General features: G+C 70.1%; 13 protein-coding genes, 1 tRNA gene and 2 pseudogenes. 9 read left to right on the forward strand and 7 right to left on the reverse strand.

The features are described 5' to 3' along the window. Positions 1 to 67: 67 nt before the first annotated feature. Entirely contained in the window at positions 68 to 1,744 is a 1,677-nt protein-coding gene (locus AB0C59_RS27250) for a streptophobe family protein (protein ID WP_363009074.1), read from the reverse strand. 214 nt (positions 1,745 to 1,958) lie between these two features. Between AB0C59_RS27250 and AB0C59_RS27255 the strand changes: the two genes are divergently transcribed. After that, a complete protein-coding gene (locus tag AB0C59_RS27255) occupies positions 1,959 to 4,451 on the forward strand; it encodes an FHA domain-containing protein (protein ID WP_363009076.1) in 2,493 nt (830 codons plus the stop codon). Positions 4,452 to 4,537: 86 nt separating this feature from the next. Here AB0C59_RS27255 and AB0C59_RS27260 read toward each other — a convergent pair whose 3' ends face one another. Then, the gene (locus AB0C59_RS27260; RefSeq protein WP_363009078.1) at positions 4,538 to 5,248 is read right to left on the reverse strand and encodes a transglycosylase SLT domain-containing protein; all 711 of its coding nucleotides are present in this window, start codon (positions 5,246 to 5,248) and stop codon (positions 4,538 to 4,540) included. A 446-nt stretch (positions 5,249 to 5,694) separates the two neighbouring features. Between AB0C59_RS27260 and AB0C59_RS27265 the strand changes: the two genes are divergently transcribed. Beyond that, a complete protein-coding gene (locus AB0C59_RS27265) occupies positions 5,695 to 6,840 on the forward strand; it encodes a GAF domain-containing sensor histidine kinase (protein WP_363009080.1) in 1,146 nt (381 codons plus the stop codon). Further along, complete coding sequence (locus AB0C59_RS27270; protein ID WP_363009082.1) at positions 6,833 to 7,474, forward strand: response regulator transcription factor; 642 nt, start codon at positions 6,833 to 6,835, stop codon at positions 7,472 to 7,474. The genes AB0C59_RS27265 and AB0C59_RS27270 overlap by 8 nt, the downstream gene beginning before the upstream one ends. 63 nt (positions 7,475 to 7,537) lie before the next feature. Here the strand turns inward: AB0C59_RS27270 and AB0C59_RS27275 are convergent, their stop codons facing one another. Next, positions 7,538 to 8,317 carry a hypothetical protein gene (locus AB0C59_RS27275; protein WP_363009084.1) on the reverse strand — a complete coding sequence of 260 codons (780 nt, stop codon included), beginning with the start codon at positions 8,315 to 8,317 and terminating at the stop codon, positions 7,538 to 7,540. A gap of 151 nt (positions 8,318 to 8,468) precedes the next feature. On the opposite strand from AB0C59_RS27275, the gene AB0C59_RS27280 reads away from it, so the two are divergent. From AB0C59_RS27280 to AB0C59_RS27290, 3 genes are all read left to right on the forward strand, one after another. Continuing rightward, positions 8,469 to 9,266 (forward strand): ABC transporter ATP-binding protein, encoded by a 798-nt coding sequence (locus AB0C59_RS27280; protein ID WP_363009086.1) that lies wholly within the window; start codon positions 8,469 to 8,471, stop codon positions 9,264 to 9,266. A gap of 58 nt (positions 9,267 to 9,324) precedes the next feature. Beyond that, entirely contained in the window at positions 9,325 to 9,753 is a 429-nt protein-coding gene (locus AB0C59_RS27285; RefSeq protein WP_363009088.1) for an NfeD family protein, read from the forward strand. A 133-nt stretch (positions 9,754 to 9,886) separates the two neighbouring features. Further along, positions 9,887 to 10,846 (forward strand): SPFH domain-containing protein, encoded by a 960-nt coding sequence (locus tag AB0C59_RS27290; RefSeq protein WP_363009090.1) that lies wholly within the window; start codon positions 9,887 to 9,889, stop codon positions 10,844 to 10,846. A 49-nt stretch (positions 10,847 to 10,895) separates the two neighbouring features. Here the strand turns inward: AB0C59_RS27290 and AB0C59_RS27295 are convergent, their stop codons facing one another. The 3 genes from AB0C59_RS27295 to AB0C59_RS27305 all read right to left on the reverse strand — a co-directional run bounded on the left by AB0C59_RS27295 (position 10,896) and on the right by AB0C59_RS27305 (position 12,927). Beyond that, positions 10,896 to 11,405 carry an HNH endonuclease gene (locus AB0C59_RS27295; RefSeq protein WP_363009092.1) on the reverse strand — a complete coding sequence of 170 codons (510 nt, stop codon included), beginning with the start codon at positions 11,403 to 11,405 and terminating at the stop codon, positions 10,896 to 10,898. A 143-nt stretch (positions 11,406 to 11,548) separates the two neighbouring features. Further along, on the reverse strand, positions 11,549 to 12,088 hold the full coding sequence (locus AB0C59_RS27300) for a YbhB/YbcL family Raf kinase inhibitor-like protein (RefSeq protein ID WP_363009094.1): 540 nt from the start codon (positions 12,086 to 12,088) through the stop codon (positions 11,549 to 11,551). A 53-nt stretch (positions 12,089 to 12,141) separates the two neighbouring features. After that, a complete protein-coding gene (locus AB0C59_RS27305) occupies positions 12,142 to 12,927 on the reverse strand; it encodes a sporulation protein (RefSeq protein WP_363009096.1) in 786 nt (261 codons plus the stop codon). A 180-nt stretch (positions 12,928 to 13,107) separates the two neighbouring features. Here AB0C59_RS27305 and AB0C59_RS27310 point away from each other — a divergent pair, with 180 nt between their 5' ends. Together AB0C59_RS27310 and AB0C59_RS27315 are read left to right on the forward strand one after the other, a co-directional pair. Then, on the forward strand, positions 13,108 to 13,713 hold the full coding sequence (locus AB0C59_RS27310; protein ID WP_363009098.1) for a DNA-3-methyladenine glycosylase: 606 nt from the start codon (positions 13,108 to 13,110) through the stop codon (positions 13,711 to 13,713). A gap of 110 nt (positions 13,714 to 13,823) precedes the next feature. Further along, positions 13,824 to 13,898 (forward strand) — tRNA-Trp (locus AB0C59_RS27315). Positions 13,899 to 14,158: 260 nt separating this feature from the next. On the opposite strand, the pseudogene AB0C59_RS27320 reads toward AB0C59_RS27315, so the two are convergent. Further along, positions 14,159 to 14,539 (reverse strand): annotated as a pseudogene (locus AB0C59_RS27320) (recombinase family protein); the annotation flags it as partial. On the opposite strand from AB0C59_RS27320, the pseudogene AB0C59_RS27325 reads away from it, so the two are divergent. Continuing rightward, positions 14,526 to 14,912: pseudogene (locus tag AB0C59_RS27325) on the forward strand (DNA-3-methyladenine glycosylase); the annotation flags it as partial. The pseudogenes AB0C59_RS27320 and AB0C59_RS27325 sit on opposite strands and share 14 nt — an antisense overlap. Between the last annotated feature and the right edge of the window lie 426 nt (positions 14,913 to 15,338).

The following is a 15,338-nucleotide window of genomic DNA, read 5'->3' on the forward strand; positions in this document are numbered from 1 at the left end:
CCGCGGACGTGGCGGACGCCAGGGCCTGCCCGACCGTTCCTGCCTGCCGCACGGCGTCGGACAGGCTCTAGTCCCGGCCCCACCCGGGTGGCCAGGACGGCGGCGGGGGCGGCTCCCGCTCCCGGTCGCGGGGCTGTGGCGCGTCCCGTGGTGCGGGCGGCGTGTCCGGCAACCGCAGATAGGGCTTGGTGTCGATGTTCGGCGGGCGGTACGGGCCGCGGCGGTGGTAGGGGCCCGCCGGGCGGGGCGCGGCCGCATCGGGTGAGGCGGCCGCCCTCGGCGAGGGCACCGGCCCCGGCGTCCGCGCGGCACCGCGTGCCGGTGGCGCGACGGCCCGGCTGCCGGCCGCCCCGGCGCCGTACGCGAGCAGCGCCCCCGCGGCCCCGGCCCCCGCACCCCACACCGCGCCCAGCGGCAGCGCCAGGGCCGCCCGACCGTGCAACTCGACGCCGGCGCCGAACGCGTCGAACCCGAACACGGACAGCGAGGCGTTCACGGACACGTCCGTCAGCAGGACCAGCAGCGGCAGCCCACACGCCGTCGCGGTCCCCAGCCGCAGCGCGCAGCGCACCGCGAACACGACGGGCCCCGGATCCCGTGCCGCGGCTGAGGCCCGGTCCGCCGCGGGGGCGCTCCCGCGAGACCGCGGGCACGGTGTGCGCACCGCCGTCAGCACCCCGGCGCAGAGCATCAGGAGGGCCGCCGCGAGGGCCAGCAGCCCTACCCTGCCGTCCAGTTCGGCCAGCCGGCCGAGCGTCACGGGCCGGCCGGCCCGGGAGCCCACCAGCCGGTCCAGCGGCGCGGGCAGCAGCCCGGCCAGGACTCCCGTCGCCGCCCCGTCCCACGGCACGAGCAGGCCCAGCGAGAGGGCCGGCCACACCCCGTTCGGCGCACCGAGCAGGGCCGCCCCGACGATCCGCGCCGGACGGTCGTCGCCGATCGCCGCACAGACCGCCGCCGCCCACCCCGCGCCCACCGCCACCAGCAGTGCCGTCACCAGCGCGGACACGGCCGGACGCGCCACCCGGTGCACGACGTCCCAGTGTCGCGGCAGGGGAGTGCGCCGGGACGCCAGCAGTGCGACGAGCAGCACTCCGGCACACCACCCGGCGCCCCCGAGCAGGGTGGCAGCCCCGTCGACGCTGAAGCCGACCGCCGCCCTGGCCTGGACGAGGTCGCCGATCCCGCTCGGCAGCAGCCCGCCGACGTCCCCCGGCCCGAGGCCGGGAACGCCGATGCCGCCCGCGCCTTCCGGGCCGCCCGGCGGCCGGTCGAGCCCGATCGCCGCTCCGTCGAGGGTGACGACGTCGTGGCCCGCCCACGCCAGCCCGCCCAGCAGCGCGGTGAACAGCAGCAGCACCGAGCCCGCACGCGCGAGGAGTTCGGCGGGCGCGACCTCGACTCCCGCCGTGCGCAAGGACCGCAGGAACACCCAGGACAGCACGAGCGCGCCGACGAGCCCCACACCCAGCGGGGTGAGCGTGATGTCGGTCCTCGCCTGCGGGCCCGTCAGACCGAACACCGACACGTTCCCCGACGGCGTGACCGACCCGTTCACCCCGAGCGCCACCACGGCCGCGGTCATCGGCCCGAGCGAGGCCTCGGCGTCCGCCCCGAGCAGATGCAGGCCCAGCGCCGCCGTCGCGGCCATCGCGGCCAGCGCCCAGCCCACGGAGGCGACCGCGCACAGCAGCACACGGGCCCACGGCAGCCTCCCGCCGTGCTCGGCGGTCTCGATGTTCATACCGGCCCCCGATCCCCCTCGGGTGGGAATACCACTGTCCGGGCCGGTTTCGTCCCCGTCAACGGCTCACGGTGGCACCACGGGGGTGCGCACTCTTCACAAGGCCCGACTTTCGGTCGGAGGGCCAGGCCTGAAATAGTTCCTCACGATGTTTCGACATCCCTGGACTCCCCACGACGGGGGCAACTCGGGGGACAACTCAGTGGGGCATGGAGTGCCTGAACTCGTACTCGAATTGAACGGACGCACCTGGACGCTCGACGCGTCCAGGACATACACCCTCGGACGCGATCCGCAGGGGGACATCGTGTTCGAGGACGCCAGGGTTTCCTGGCGTCACGCCACGATCACCTGGAACGGCCGCAGTTGGGCCGTCGAGGACCACGGGAGCACCAACGGCACCTTCCTCCAGGGCCGGCGGATCCAGCAGGAGGAGGTGGGACCGGGTACCGCCCTGCACCTGGGCAACCCGACCGACGGGCCGCGCCTGAACCTCTCCGCCGTCGCGGCCGCCGTCCCCACCGCCCAGGGCGCGAACGCCGGCTGGGCGCAGCAGGCCGCCCCGCAGCAGGTCCCGGCGCAGGCCGCGCCGCCCCAGATCCCGCCGCAGCAGCAGGCCGCCGGGCAGGCTCCCCCGGCGCATGGTCCCGGTGCCGACGCGGGGGCTTCACCGGTGCACGGCGACCGCAGCCCGACCACGTTCCACCAGTTCTCGCTGGGCCGTGTGATGCGCATCGGCCGTGCGCTGGAGAACGAGCTGGTCGTCTCCGACCTCCAGGTCTCCCGCCATCACGCGGAGTTCCGCGCGACGCCCGACGGCCGCTTCGAGATCCATGACCTGGGCTCGCACAACGGCACGTACGTCAACGGCGTGCCGATCGCCAAGGGCGGCTCGGCCCTGCTCGGACCGAACGACATCGTCGGTGTCGGTCACTCGACGTTCCGCCTGATCAACGACCGCCTCGAGGAGTTCGTCGACACCGGCGAGGTGTCCTTCTCCGCCCGCCATCTCACCGTCACGGTCGACGGCGGCAAGCAGATCCTGAAGGACGTCTCCTTCGGTGTGCCGGAGAAGTCGCTGATCGCGGTCATCGGCCCGTCCGGATCCGGCAAGTCGACGCTCCTGAAGGCGCTCACGGGATACCGCCCGGCGAACCAGGGCGACGTCCTCTACGACAACCGGAACCTGTACAAGCAGTTCGCCGAACTGCGCCAGCGCATCGGCCTGGTCCCGCAGGACGACATCCTGCACAAGGAACTGAGCGTCAAGAGGGCCCTCAAGTACGCGGCCAAGCTGCGCTTCCCCGCCGACACCACGCGCGCCGAGCGGCAGGCCCGGATCGACGAGGTGCTGCACGAGCTGAAGCTCGACCCGCACAAGGACAAGAAGGTCACCTCCCTGTCCGGCGGCCAGCGCAAGCGGGTCTCGGTGGCTCTGGAACTGCTGACCAAGCCGTCCCTGATCTTCCTGGACGAGCCGACGTCCGGCCTCGACCCGGGCATGGACCGCGACGTCATGCAGCTGCTGCGCGGCCTCGCCGACGACGGCCGCACCGTCCTCGTCGTCACCCACTCGGTGGCCGAGCTGGCGCTGTGCGACAAGCTCCTCGTGATGGCGCCCGGCGGTGCCGTCGCCTACTTCGGGCCGCCGGAGGAGGCGCTGAACTTCTTCGGCTACGAGTCCTGGGCCGATGTGTTCTCCGCTTTCGAGAGCTACCGCGACCACGACTGGGCGGGCCGCTGGAAGGGCTCGCAGCACTACCAGATGTACGCCGCGGACGTCGACGCCGCCGCCCCGGCGCCGGTCCAGGTGGCGCCGCCGCAGGCGATCAAGCCGCCCAAGCCGCAGGGCTGGTTCTCACAGCTGGGCACCCTGGTGAGGCGCTATGCCTCGGTCATCGCCTCCGACAGGGGCTTCCTCCTGCTGTCGGTGCTGCTTCCCGCGGTGCTCGGCTCGGTCAGCCTGCTCATCCACCGGACGACGGGTCTGCTGGTCAACCCGGTCAACCCCCGGACGGGCCTGCACACCCCCAACACGACGGCGACCACGGTCCTGCTGATTCTCGCGGTCGGCGCGTGCTTCGCGGGCGCGGCCAACTCCGTACGAGAACTGATCAAGGAACGCGTCATCTACGAGCGGGAACGCGCCACGGGCCTGTCCCGGTCCGCGTACCTGATGTCGAAGGTGATCGTCCTCGGCGCGGTCACCATGCTCCAGGGCCTGCTGGTCGGTGTGATCGGCTTCTCCAGCCGCGACATCCCCCAGGAGGGCCTGGTCCTGCGTCACTCGACGCTGTTCGAACTGTGCCTGCCGATCATGGCGCTGGGCTTCACGTCGATGATGTTCGGCCTGGTCATCTCGGCTCTGGTGAAGACCTCCGAGAAGACCATGCCGCTGCTGGTCATGTTCGCGATCGTCCAGGTCGTCTTCACCGGCTCCCTGTTCACGCTGCACGGCACGCTCGGTGTCAACGAGTTCTCGTACCTGATGCCGTCCCGCTGGGCGGTCGCCGCCACCGGTACGACGCTGGACCTGAACGACATCGCACCCAACCCGGACGACCCGACCAACACGGACCCGCTGTGGAACCACACGGCGGGAGCCTGGACCATGGACATGGTCTTCCTGATCGTCCTGGGCGTGATCTGCGGCTTCCTGGTGGCCCGCTTCCTGCGCCGCCACGAGCCCGAGGTCATGCGCAAGTAGGCACCCCTCGTCACGACGCGGAAGGGCGGCACCCGGAAGGGTGCCGCCCTTGGTCGTCACGAGCGTGGAAGAGGCCCGCGCCTGCCTCAGTACGCGCTGTTGACGTTGTCCATCGAGCCGTAGCGGTGCGCGGCGTAGTTGCACGCGGCGGTGATGTTGGCGACCGGGTCGTAGATGTTCCACGAGGTGCCGGCCACGTGGTACGCGCGGAAGGTCGGGTCGATCACCTGCAGCAGACCCTTGGAGGGAATGCCGTTCTGGGCGTTGACGTCCCAGTTGTTGATGGCCATCGGGTTGCCCGAGGACTCACGCATCACGTTGCGGTAGATGCCGCTGTAGGAGCCCGGGATGCCGCGCTGCTGCAGGATGGCGAGCGACTGGCGGATCCAGCCGTCGAGGTTGTTGCCGGTGGCCTTCACCGGGGCCTGCGGGCGCGCGGCGGAGCGGCTCGCGGCCTGCGGCGCCTGGCGCTGCACGGCCTGCTGCACCGCGGCCTGCTGCGGAGCGGCCGGCTTCTCGGCGGGCTTGGCGACGGCGGCCTTCGCGGCGGCGGCCTTGGTCTTGAGCGCGGCGCCCGCCACCTGGTCGGTGACGTCGACCTTGAGCTCCTTGGCCGGCTTGTCGCTCAGCGTGACCGGGGCGGCGGCCGGGGCCTCGTGAGCCGTGGTCTGCGCCTGGCTGGGCACGGCGCTCAGGGCCATCGCGCAGCAGCCGAGGGCGGCCACACCGGCGGTCGAGAGCTTCTGGGTCTTGGTCAGAGCACGAGCACGAGCACGAATGTTGGTGTTCTTGAGCATTGACTAAGGGACCTCTTCGTATAGCGCGGATGTCGCTCAATGCCTTCGGCAGACTGGTGTTTCCAGCAACGAACGCCGTGGTCCGAAGACCGCGGCGCCGAGCGACGAGAGCAATTCTTAGCGACCGCAAAATGCCCTGGCAAAGGTGTGACGTACTATCCGCGATAGTCCAAACAGCCGGGCAAAACGGGATAGACCTCGCCATCCGCGCCGTTCATGGGGTCCGCGTATATCTCCTATGTCCGTTCGTACGTGACCTGCGCCCTATGTGCGCCCTCACATCGGAGACCCTCGTTCCTTACCGATAGTTGCGAGAGCAATGCTCAATGTGGAGCGAATTCAGGCCTTGCCGGGAAGCCCTGGCCCCCGGACCTAGGACCATCGGCCCGGCCACGACCGCCACGGGTCGGATACGCACTGTCACAACCCCCCGGTACCTTGAGGGCATGAGTCAAGGACCCCGGTCGGGCCTGTACGCGGTCAGTTCCGCGCTGCTGGCCATGAGCAGACACCTGGAGGTGCGCGACGTCCTCAAGACGATCGTGGCCTCGGCCCGTGAGCTGCTCGGCGCGGAGTACGCGGCGCTGGGCGTCCCGGACGACCACGGCGGCTTCGCCCAGTTCGTCGTGGACGGCGTGAGCGACGAGCAGTGGAAGGCCATCGGCCCGCTCCCGCGCCAGCACGGCGTGCTCGCCGCCATGCTGCGCGAGGCCCGCACCGAACGCCTCGCCGACGTCCGCGAGGACCCCCGCTTCGAGGGCTGGCCGGACGCCCACCCCGACATGTCCGACTTCCTGGGCCTGCCCATCCGCGACGGCGACGAGATCATCGGCGCGCTCTTCCTCGCCAACAAGGGACACGGGACGCCGCAGGACGGCTGCGGCTTCACCGAGGGCGACGTGGAGCTGCTCACGATCCTCGCCCAGCACGCCGCGATCGCCCTCACCAACGCCCGGCTCTACGAGCGCAGCAGGGAGCTGACCATCGCCGAGGAGCGCTCCCGGCTGGCTCACGAGCTGCATGACGCGGTCAGCCAGAAGCTCTTCTCCCTGCGGCTCACCGCCCAGGCGGCCGCCGCCCTGGTCGACCGCGACCCCGGTCGGGCCAAGGGAGAGCTGCACCAGGTGGCCGTGCTCGCCGCCGAAGCCGCCGACGAGCTGCGCGCCGCCGTGGTCGAGCTGCGCCCGGCCGCCCTGGACGAGGACGGCCTGGTCGCCACCCTGCGCACCCAGATCCAGGTGCTCGACCGCGCCCACGCCGCGCGCGTGACCTTCACCAGCCGGGGGGTCCGCGCCCTGCCCGCCGCCCAGGAGGAGGCGCTGCTGCGGGTCTCCCAGGAGGCCCTGCACAACGCGTTGCGGCACTCCGGGGCCGGCCGGGTCGACGTGACCCTGCTCAGAAGGGGCCAGGGCGCCGTCCTGACGGTCACGGACGACGGCGGCGGGTTCGAGCCCGAGGCGATACGGAGCGCGGGCCGCCACCTCGGCCTGGTCTCCATGCGGGACCGGGCGAGCGGTGCCGGCGGCACGCTGACCGTCGAATCGGCGCCCGGCAAGGGCACCACGATCGAGATGGAGGTCCCTGGTGGCTGACACCATCAAGGTGCTGCTCGTCGACGACCACCAGGTGGTCCGCCGCGGCCTGCGCACCTTTCTGGAGGTACAGGACGACATCGAGGTCGTCGCGGAGGCGTCCGACGGCGCCGAGGGAGTGGACCGCGCCGAGGAGCTGCGGCCCGACGTCGTCCTCATGGACGTCAAGATGCCGGGCATGGACGGCGTCGACGCGCTGCGCAGACTCCGCGAGCTGGACAACCCCGCGCGCGTGCTGATCGTCACCAGCTTCACCGAGCAGCGCACCGTCGTGCCCGCCCTGCGCGCCGGCGCCGCGGGCTACGTGTACAAGGACGTGGACCCCGAGGCGCTCGCCGCGGCCATCCGCTCGGTCCACGCGGGCCACGTCCTCCTCCAGTCGGAGGTCGCGGACGTCCTGCTCTCCCCGGAGGAGACGAGCCCGAGCCAGGGCAGAGCCGGATCACTCACCGAGCGGGAGAGGGAGGTACTGGCCCTGATCGCGGACGGCCGCTCGAACCGGGAGATCGCCCGCGCCCTGGTCCTGTCGGAGAAGACGGTGAAGACCCACGTCTCGAACATCCTGATGAAACTGGACCTCGCGGACCGCACCCAGGCCGCGCTGTGGGCCGTACGCAACGGCATCGACGGCTGACCGCGAGAGGTCCGGGGGCAGCGGCCCCCGGACCTCGTGCGCGGCCCGCACCGGTGCGCACCCTCACCGCGGATCCCGCTCCACCACGGAGTTGTACGCCGCGACCTGCGCCCGCCGAGCCGCCCGGAACACCGGCCGCAACGCATCGGTGCGCGCCCCCATCTCGGAGGCGCTCACCGCACCCCCGTGCCCGTTCTCGTGCGCCACCGAGATCAGCAGCCCCACCCGCTGGGCCAGCTCCAGCACCCGCACCGCCCGAGGCGGATAGCCCGGCGCCAGCAGCTCCCGCCCCCGCTCGGCCCGGGCCCGGTACGCGTCGACGGCGGCCTCCGCCACCGGCCCCGACCCGGCCACGTCCAGACGCGACAGCAGCCGCGTCGCGTCGTGCAGCGCCTGAGCCAGCTCCCGCTCGGCCTCGCCGAGCGAGGGCACGTCGGCCGGCGGCGCCTCCCGCACCGGCAGGCAGTGCCAGACGACCTCCACATGCACATCGCCGTCCGGCCCGGCCTCGTCCACCTCCGGTACCAGCCCGTAGGCGACCCCGTGGCAGATCACGGCCTCCTCGGCGTCCAGCGCCCGCGCGTTGAAATCGGGCGGACCACTCAGCCCGAGCGGATGACCCGGCGCGGGCAGCGCGACACGCAGCCCGCTCGCCCCCAGCGCCCGCAGCCGCCCCAGCGCGAGCGTGAGACCCACGGGCGCGGACTCACCGGGAAGCCCCTCCACCCGGTGCACGGCGTCGTCACCGACGATGGCCGCCGCGGCGTCGTCCGGGGATACAAGTCCGGCCAAAAGGGCGTTTCCCCATGCGGTCAGCCGTCCTGAGCGTGGTTCCGAGAGCATGCCCCCAGCCTAAGGACATGACCTAGGCAATGGACGGGGTTGCCGGTGGCGTAGATTTCTTGGAGGGCTGCGCCCACCGGCGTGGCGGACCCGCCGACAGGCGTACGCGAGAGCCGACACCGGCCACACTGCAAGGGGAGACAACACGCTCATGAGCGATGTTCTGGAGCTGGAGGACGTTTCCGTGGTCCGTGAGGGCCGCGCTCTGGTGGACCAGGTCTCCTGGTCGGTCAAGGAGGGCGAGCGCTGGGTCATCCTCGGACCGAACGGCGCCGGCAAGACCACCCTGCTGAACATCGCCTCCAGCTACCTCTTCCCCAGCAAGGGCGACGCCACCATCCTCGGCGAGACCCTCGGCAGGCCCGGCACCGACGTCTTCGAGCTCCGCCCGCGCATCGGCGTGGCCGGTATCGCCCTGGCCGACAAGCTCCCCAAGCGGCAGACCGTCCTCGAGACCGTGCTGACCGCCGCCTACGGCATGACCGCGCACTGGCAGGAGGACTACGAGGAGGTCGACAAGCAGCGCGCCCGCGCCTTCCTCGACCGCCTCGGCATGAGCGAGTACCTCGACCGGAAGTTCGGCACGCTCTCCGAGGGCGAGCGCAAGCGCACGCTCATCGCCCGCGCGCTGATGACCGACCCCGAGCTGCTGCTCCTGGACGAACCCGCCGCCGGACTCGACCTCGGCGGCCGCGAGGATCTCGTCCGCCGCCTCGGCCGCCTCGCCCGCGACCCGATCGCCCCCTCCATGATCATGGTCACGCACCACGTCGAGGAGATCGCCCCCGGCTTCACCCACGTCCTCATGATCCGCCAGGGCAAGGTGCTCGCCGCCGGTCCCCTGGAACTGGAACTGACCTCGCGCAACCTCTCCCTCTGCTTCGGCCTCCCGCTGGTCGTGCAACAGGTCGGCGAGCGCTGGACGGCCCAGGGCCTGCCGCTGTCCTGACCCCTTGTGCCGGTCGCGCGCCCTGTCCGTGATCGGACCCCGGCCCTAACATGACGATGTGAACATCGACGCGTGGGTGTGGTGGCTGATCGCCGCGGCGGGCCTCGGCATCTTCCTCGTGGTCACCGCCATGCCGGAACTCGGCATGCTCGCGGTGGGCGCCGTGGCCGGCGCGGCGAGCGCCGCTCTCGGCGGGGGAGTGGTCCTCCAGGTCGCCGTCTTCGCCGTGGTCTCGGTGGCACTTGTCGCCGTGGTGCGGCCGGTCGCCGCGAGACACCGCGCCCAGACACCCCAACACGCCACAGGCATCGAGGCGTTGAAGGGAAGGCAGGCCGTCGTCCTGGAACGCGTTGACCGCGCCGGCGGACGGATCAAACTCGCCGGGGAGGTGTGGTCGGCGCGCGCCCTGGACACCCAACTCACGTACGAGGTGGGCCAGGAGGTCGATGTCGTGGACATCGACGGAGCCACGGCGATCGTCATGTGACCTCGAAGGACTCAACTGAACCGAACGGCCCACGGGGCACGCGACGGTCTGTCAGACTCGACCAGCAAGATCTTCAACAACCATAAGATCTTCCACAGGGCGCCAAGTCGGAGAAGGGGTACGGGGACTCACGATGGAACCGATCATCATCGTCCTGATCATTCTGGTGGTGTTGGTCTTCATCGCCCTGATCAAGACGATCCAGGTCATCCCACAGGCGAGCGCCGCCATCGTGGAACGCTTCGGCCGCTACACACGCACACTCAACGCGGGCCTGAACATCGTGGTCCCGTTCATCGACTCCATCCGCAACCGCATCGACCTGCGTGAACAGGTCGTCCCGTTCCCGCCGCAGCCGGTGATCACCCAGGACAACCTGGTCGTCAACATCGACACCGTCATCTACTACCAGGTGACCGACGCGCGGGCCGCCACCTACGAGGTCGCCAGCTACATCCAGGCCATCGAACAGCTCACCGTCACCACGCTGCGCAACATCATCGGCGGCATGGACCTCGAACGCACCCTCACCTCCCGCGAGGAGATCAACGCGGCGCTGCGCGGAGTGCTCGACGAGGCCACCGGCAAGTGGGGCATCCGCGTCAACCGCGTCGAGTTGAAGGCGATCGAGCCCCCGACCTCCATCCAGGACTCGATGGAGAAGCAGATGCGCGCCGACCGGGACAAGCGCGCCGCGATCCTGACGGCCGAGGGCACACGGCAGGCGGCGATCCTCACCGCCGAGGGTGAGAAGCAGTCCCAGATCCTGCGCGCGGAAGGCGAGGCGAAGGCCGCCGCCCTGCGCGCCGAGGGCGAGGCACAGGCGATCCGCACCGTCTTCGAGTCGATCCACGCCGGCGACCCGGACCAGAAGCTGCTGTCCTACCAGTACCTCCAGATGCTCCCCAAGATCGCCGAGGGCGACGCCAACAAGCTCTGGATCGTCCCCAGCGAGATCGGCGACGCCCTCAAGGGCCTCTCCGGCGCCTTCGGAAACTTCGGTTCCCTGGCCGGCGGCTCCGGCGGCGGCTCCACCTCCGGCACGGGCGGCGGCTCCGGCGCGGACCGCCGCGAGAAGCCGGCCATCGACTGACGGCCGCCCACGGACGGTGGCCGTCGACCGACGGCGGCCACCCCGTCCCTCAGGCCGCGGCTTCCTGAGCCAGCCACCCCGGGAGCGCCTCGAAGTCCTCCTGCCCCAGTGCGAGCAGCATCGCGTCCGCCGGCGTCGGCTCGAACGGCTGCCGCAGCAGCGGCATCCCCGCCTGCTCCGGAGTACGGTCCGCCTTGCGGTGGTTGTCCTCGGCACACGAGGCCACCGTGTTCAGCCAGGTGTCCCCGCCACCCCGGGACCGCGGCACGACATGGTCCACGGTCGTCGCCCGCCTCCCGCAGTACGCGCACCGATGCCGGTCGCGCACCAGGACACCCCGCCTCGACCACGGAGCCCGTCTTCGGAACGGCACCCGCACATACCTGCAGAGCCTGATCACACGCGGCGCCGGTATGTCCACATCAGCGCCCCGCATACGGATCTCCGGGTGGGCCTGTTCGACGACGGCCTTGTCCTGGAGCACCAGAACGACGGCGCGATGCAGTGTCACCGTCGACAGCGGCTCGAAGCTCGCGTTCAGCACCAGCGTGTCACGCATCCGGCCCACCTCCCGTGTGCACCCGCCCACCCCCCGGCGGGCTTGGCACAACTGTGGACGGGCACGCCGAGATGGACAACGCAATAAAAAATGCCCGCCTCCGATCACTTCCAGACCGGAGACGGGCGAACGCTCGGTGAACGTCAGCCGGCGGCGGGGTTCTCGTACTCCCCGATGAGCTGAGCGCGCGCCAGCGCGTGGAACCGCAGGTTGAAACCGACCACGGCACCGGACGCGTCCGAGTCACATCCGAGCTTCTCCTGGTCCACGGCGTACACCGTGAACACATATCGGTGCGGCCCGTCACCGGGCGGCGGCGCGGCACCACCGAAGTCCTTCGACCCGAAGTCGGTGCGCGCGTGCACGGCGCCCTCCGGCAGCCCCTCGAACTTCCCGCTGCCCGCACCGGCGGGCAGCTCGGTGACGGAGGCGGGGATGTCGAACACGATCCAGTGCCAGAACCCGCTCCCCGTGGGGGCGTCCGGGTCGAAGCAGGTCACGGCGAAGCTCTTCGTGTCAGCCGGGAAGCCCTCCCAGCTCAGCTGCGGCGAGATGTTCCCACCCGCATGGACCTGAGCGTCCTGGAGCTTCGCCCCCGGCTCGACGTCCTCACTCGTCACCGTGAACGACGGCACGGGCGGATGGAAGTCGTGCGGAAGGGGACGCCTCTTGAGCTCGGTCACCTCGGTACCTCCAGAACAGTGGACCAAACGACTACGGTGCTTCGTCTCAGAGCCTAGAACCAGCTCCGCTTGCTGCCCACCTCCGACAGCCACTGGTGGAGATATCCGGCCCAGTCCGTGCCGTGGAAGTCGTGCAGTCCCACCTGGAAGGAACGGTAGGAGTCGCTGCCCTCGCTGAACAGACCCGGCTTCTTGTCCATCTCCAGGATGACGTCCATCGCGTTGTCGTCGGCGACGAAGCTCAACTCGACCTGGTTCAGACCGCGGTACTGCGACGGCGGGTAGAACTCGATCTCCTGGTAGAACGGCAGCCGCTGCCGGGTGCCGCGGATGTGGCCCCGCTCCATGTCCGCGCTCTTGAAGCGGAAGCCCAGCTGGATGAACGCGTCCAGGATCGCCTTCTGAGCCGGCAGCGGGTGCACGTTGACCGGGTCGAGGTCACCGGAGTCCACGGCACGCGCGATCTCCAGCTCCGTGGTCACCCCGATGTGCATGCCCCGCAGCGCCTGCCCGTCGATCATGGTGATCGGCGTCTCCCAGGGGATCTCCAGCCCGAACGGCACCGCGTGCACGGCACCGGCCTGGAGCTCGAAGGCACCACCGAGCCGCACCTTGGTGAACTCGATGTCCTGCTTGTACTCCGTGTCGTCGTGCCCCTCGACCTCGACCTTGGCCTGCAGACCGACGTTCAGCCCCTCGATCGACTGGTTCACGGACCCGCCCTGGATCCGCACCTCACCCTGGACCACGCCACCGGGCACGACATTCGCCTCGGTGAGCACCGTCTCCACCGAAGCACCGCCGGCTCCCATGCTGGCGAGCAGCCGCTTGAACCCCATGAATCATCCCTCCCAGGCGACGCCTGTTCCGTTGTGCCCTCACCCTTCCAAGAGGGAGGACTCTTGACCACCCTTTGACGCGAGCCCGTCTGGACTACGCTCGTACGACATGATCGCGAGCCCCGACCGTACGCCACTGCCCAGGGAGTCCCTCCACCCCCGCATGTCAAGGCGGTCAGCGTGAACGTCATCGACCTTGCTCACCCGGCTGAGGAGGTCGCCCCCAAGCTGCTCGGTGCCATCCTCAGCCACGAGACCTCCGAGGGAACCGTGAGCATCACCATCACGGAAACCGAGGCGTACTCCGGTTCGACCGACCCTGCCTCTCACGCCTACCGAGGCAGGACACCCCGAAACGCCGTCATGTTCGGACCCGCGGGACACCTGTACGTCTACCGGTCCCACGGACTCCACTGGTGCGCGAACGTCGTCACTGGGGTAGACGGCATCGCTACAGCTGTTCTCATCCGGGCAGGCCGGGTCATCGAAGGCGAAGACCTGGCCCGCGAGCGGCGAGGGGGCAAGGTCGAGAGTCCACGTCTCGCGCGGGGGCCGGGGAACTTCTGCCAAGCGCTCGGCATCACGGCAGAGCACAACGGCGCAGACCTGCTGGCAGGGGCCTCGGTCGCGCTGTCCGAGGGCGAGCCCGTACCCGCCGCACTCATCCGGGCCGGCCCTCGGGTAGGCGTGAGCAGGGCCCACGACTGGCAGCACCGCTTCTACCTCGCCGGTGACCCGACGGTCTCGGCGTACCGACGGAGCCCGAGAGCCAAGCCGTCCGCATGACCCTGCGCGCTGTACGTCGCTTGCACGCGAGAGCCTGAGACAGGTGCAGAGGCACGCCCCTGGCAGGCAGGTTGTTGCCGGCGTGTCAGCACTAGGCTGTCGGGTCGGGCGGAGCCGTAGCGCAGAGGTCGTCGCGCGCGGTCTCCAAAATCGCGAGGACGCCGGTTCGAGTCCGGTCGGCTCCGCCCCCTGCCCCAGGGCCCGTTGCACCGTAAGCGCCTTGTGCGATTGTCACGCACTGCTCACGGGTTCCGGAAAGTGATCCGGCAGTGATCCGACGTGAACCCCCCGTACCCCTCGCCCCCTGGGCAGGAGCTCCACCCGCTCGCATACCTGTGTGAGGACCGTTCGCACGTAGTGGATTCGCTCGGGGTCCTCGTAGAGCCTGCGCGGCGGCCAGATGAACGCCGGTCTCCTCGGCCAGGTCCACCAGCTCGACCAGGTCTCGTGTCGTCCGGTAGAGGCGGTCGTAGTGCCTTGCTACGACGACATCAGCCGTACCCGTCCGTACCAGCTCGATCACGCGGCTCCAGCCGTCACCGCGAGCCGACACCTTGCGGCCCGCAACGACGCGGAACGTCGACGCCGACGACTCCCTCTCGGTGATGACCTCTACAACCGTCCAGCCGTTCCGGTCGCACAGTGACCGGCTCAGTTCGACCTGTTGCGCAAGGTTCCCGCCCTTGGACTCCTCGCCTCTCGGGGTTGGGCTGAGCCTGGCGTAGATGACCGCTCGCACTGCCTGTCCCTCCCGCTTGTCGTCGTCCTGCCGATGGTGCAACGACGTACATGCGCAGTGCGTAACGTCCGTCATGTGGCACTGCATGAACCTGGTGTGCGGGCCCGAGGGCGAGGCGAGCGCGGTCCTGCTGCGCGCCGGTGAGATCACCGAAGGCGCCGAGATTGCCCGCACCCGTCGCGTTTCGGCCCGAAACGACAAGGAACTAGCCAAAGGTCCCGCCCGTCTCGCCACGGCCCTGGACGTGGACCGGACACTCGACGGTGCGGACGCCTGCGCCGAGGGGGAGACGCCCCTGCGCATGCTGACGGGCCTGTCCGTCCCCTCCGACCAGGTGTGCAGCGGCCCGCGCACGGGGGTCTCGGGCGACGGCGCCGTCCACCCCTGGCGCTTCTGGCTCGCCAACGACCCGACGGTGAGCCCCTATCGGGCCCACACGCCACGCCGCCGTCGAAGTTGACGCGCCCTTGCGGGATGCGTAATGTAGCCCGAGCCGTTGAAGCCGGTACGACCTCGCGTCGACGCCGGAAGCGGCCACTCCACTACCTACGTCAACCCTCCTAGAGGGCGGATTCGGCGTGCTCGCACGCATGAATTCAAGCCCGCAGAACTCGATTATGAGTTGCGACGGGAACCGGCTAACGTAGTGAATGCCGAAAGGCCGGGAGCAGAAAAGCCCCCAGCCGGAGGCGAATCCCGCCGACAGGGAATCGGACCGGAAAAGGGTCTGATAGAGTCGGAAACGCCTGAAGGTCGAAAGGCCGGAAAGCACCGAGGAAATCGGATCGGAAAAAGATCTGATAGAGTCGGAAACGCAAGACCGAAGGGAAGAGGCCCGGAGGAAAGCCTGAGAGAGTCTCTCGGGTGAGTACAAAGGAAGCGTCCG

Source organism: Streptomyces sp. NPDC048664 (assembly GCF_040650555.1).
In the GTDB taxonomy this organism is placed as follows: Bacteria; Actinomycetota; Actinomycetes; order Streptomycetales; family Streptomycetaceae; genus Streptomyces.

What these genes read in the sequence shown, in the direction of transcription:
- AB0C59_RS27250 (WP_363009074.1), bottom strand. Translation starts at nt 1,744, where the DNA reads ATGAACATCGAGACCGCCGAGCACGGCGGGAGGCTGCCGTGGGCCCGT.
- AB0C59_RS27260 (WP_363009078.1), bottom strand. Translation starts at nt 5,248, where the DNA reads ATGCTCAAGAACACCAACATTCGTGCTCGTGCTCGTGCTCTGACCAAG.
- AB0C59_RS27265 (WP_363009080.1), top strand. Translation starts at nt 5,695, where the DNA reads ATGAGTCAAGGACCCCGGTCGGGCCTGTACGCGGTCAGTTCCGCGCTG.
- AB0C59_RS27275 (WP_363009084.1), bottom strand. Translation starts at nt 8,317, where the DNA reads ATGCTCTCGGAACCACGCTCAGGACGGCTGACCGCATGGGGAAACGCC.
- AB0C59_RS27280 (WP_363009086.1), top strand. Translation starts at nt 8,469, where the DNA reads ATGAGCGATGTTCTGGAGCTGGAGGACGTTTCCGTGGTCCGTGAGGGC.
- AB0C59_RS27290 (WP_363009090.1), top strand. Translation starts at nt 9,887, where the DNA reads ATGGAACCGATCATCATCGTCCTGATCATTCTGGTGGTGTTGGTCTTC.
- AB0C59_RS27295 (WP_363009092.1), bottom strand. Translation starts at nt 11,405, where the DNA reads ATGCGTGACACGCTGGTGCTGAACGCGAGCTTCGAGCCGCTGTCGACG.
- AB0C59_RS27305 (WP_363009096.1), bottom strand. Translation starts at nt 12,927, where the DNA reads ATGGGGTTCAAGCGGCTGCTCGCCAGCATGGGAGCCGGCGGTGCTTCG.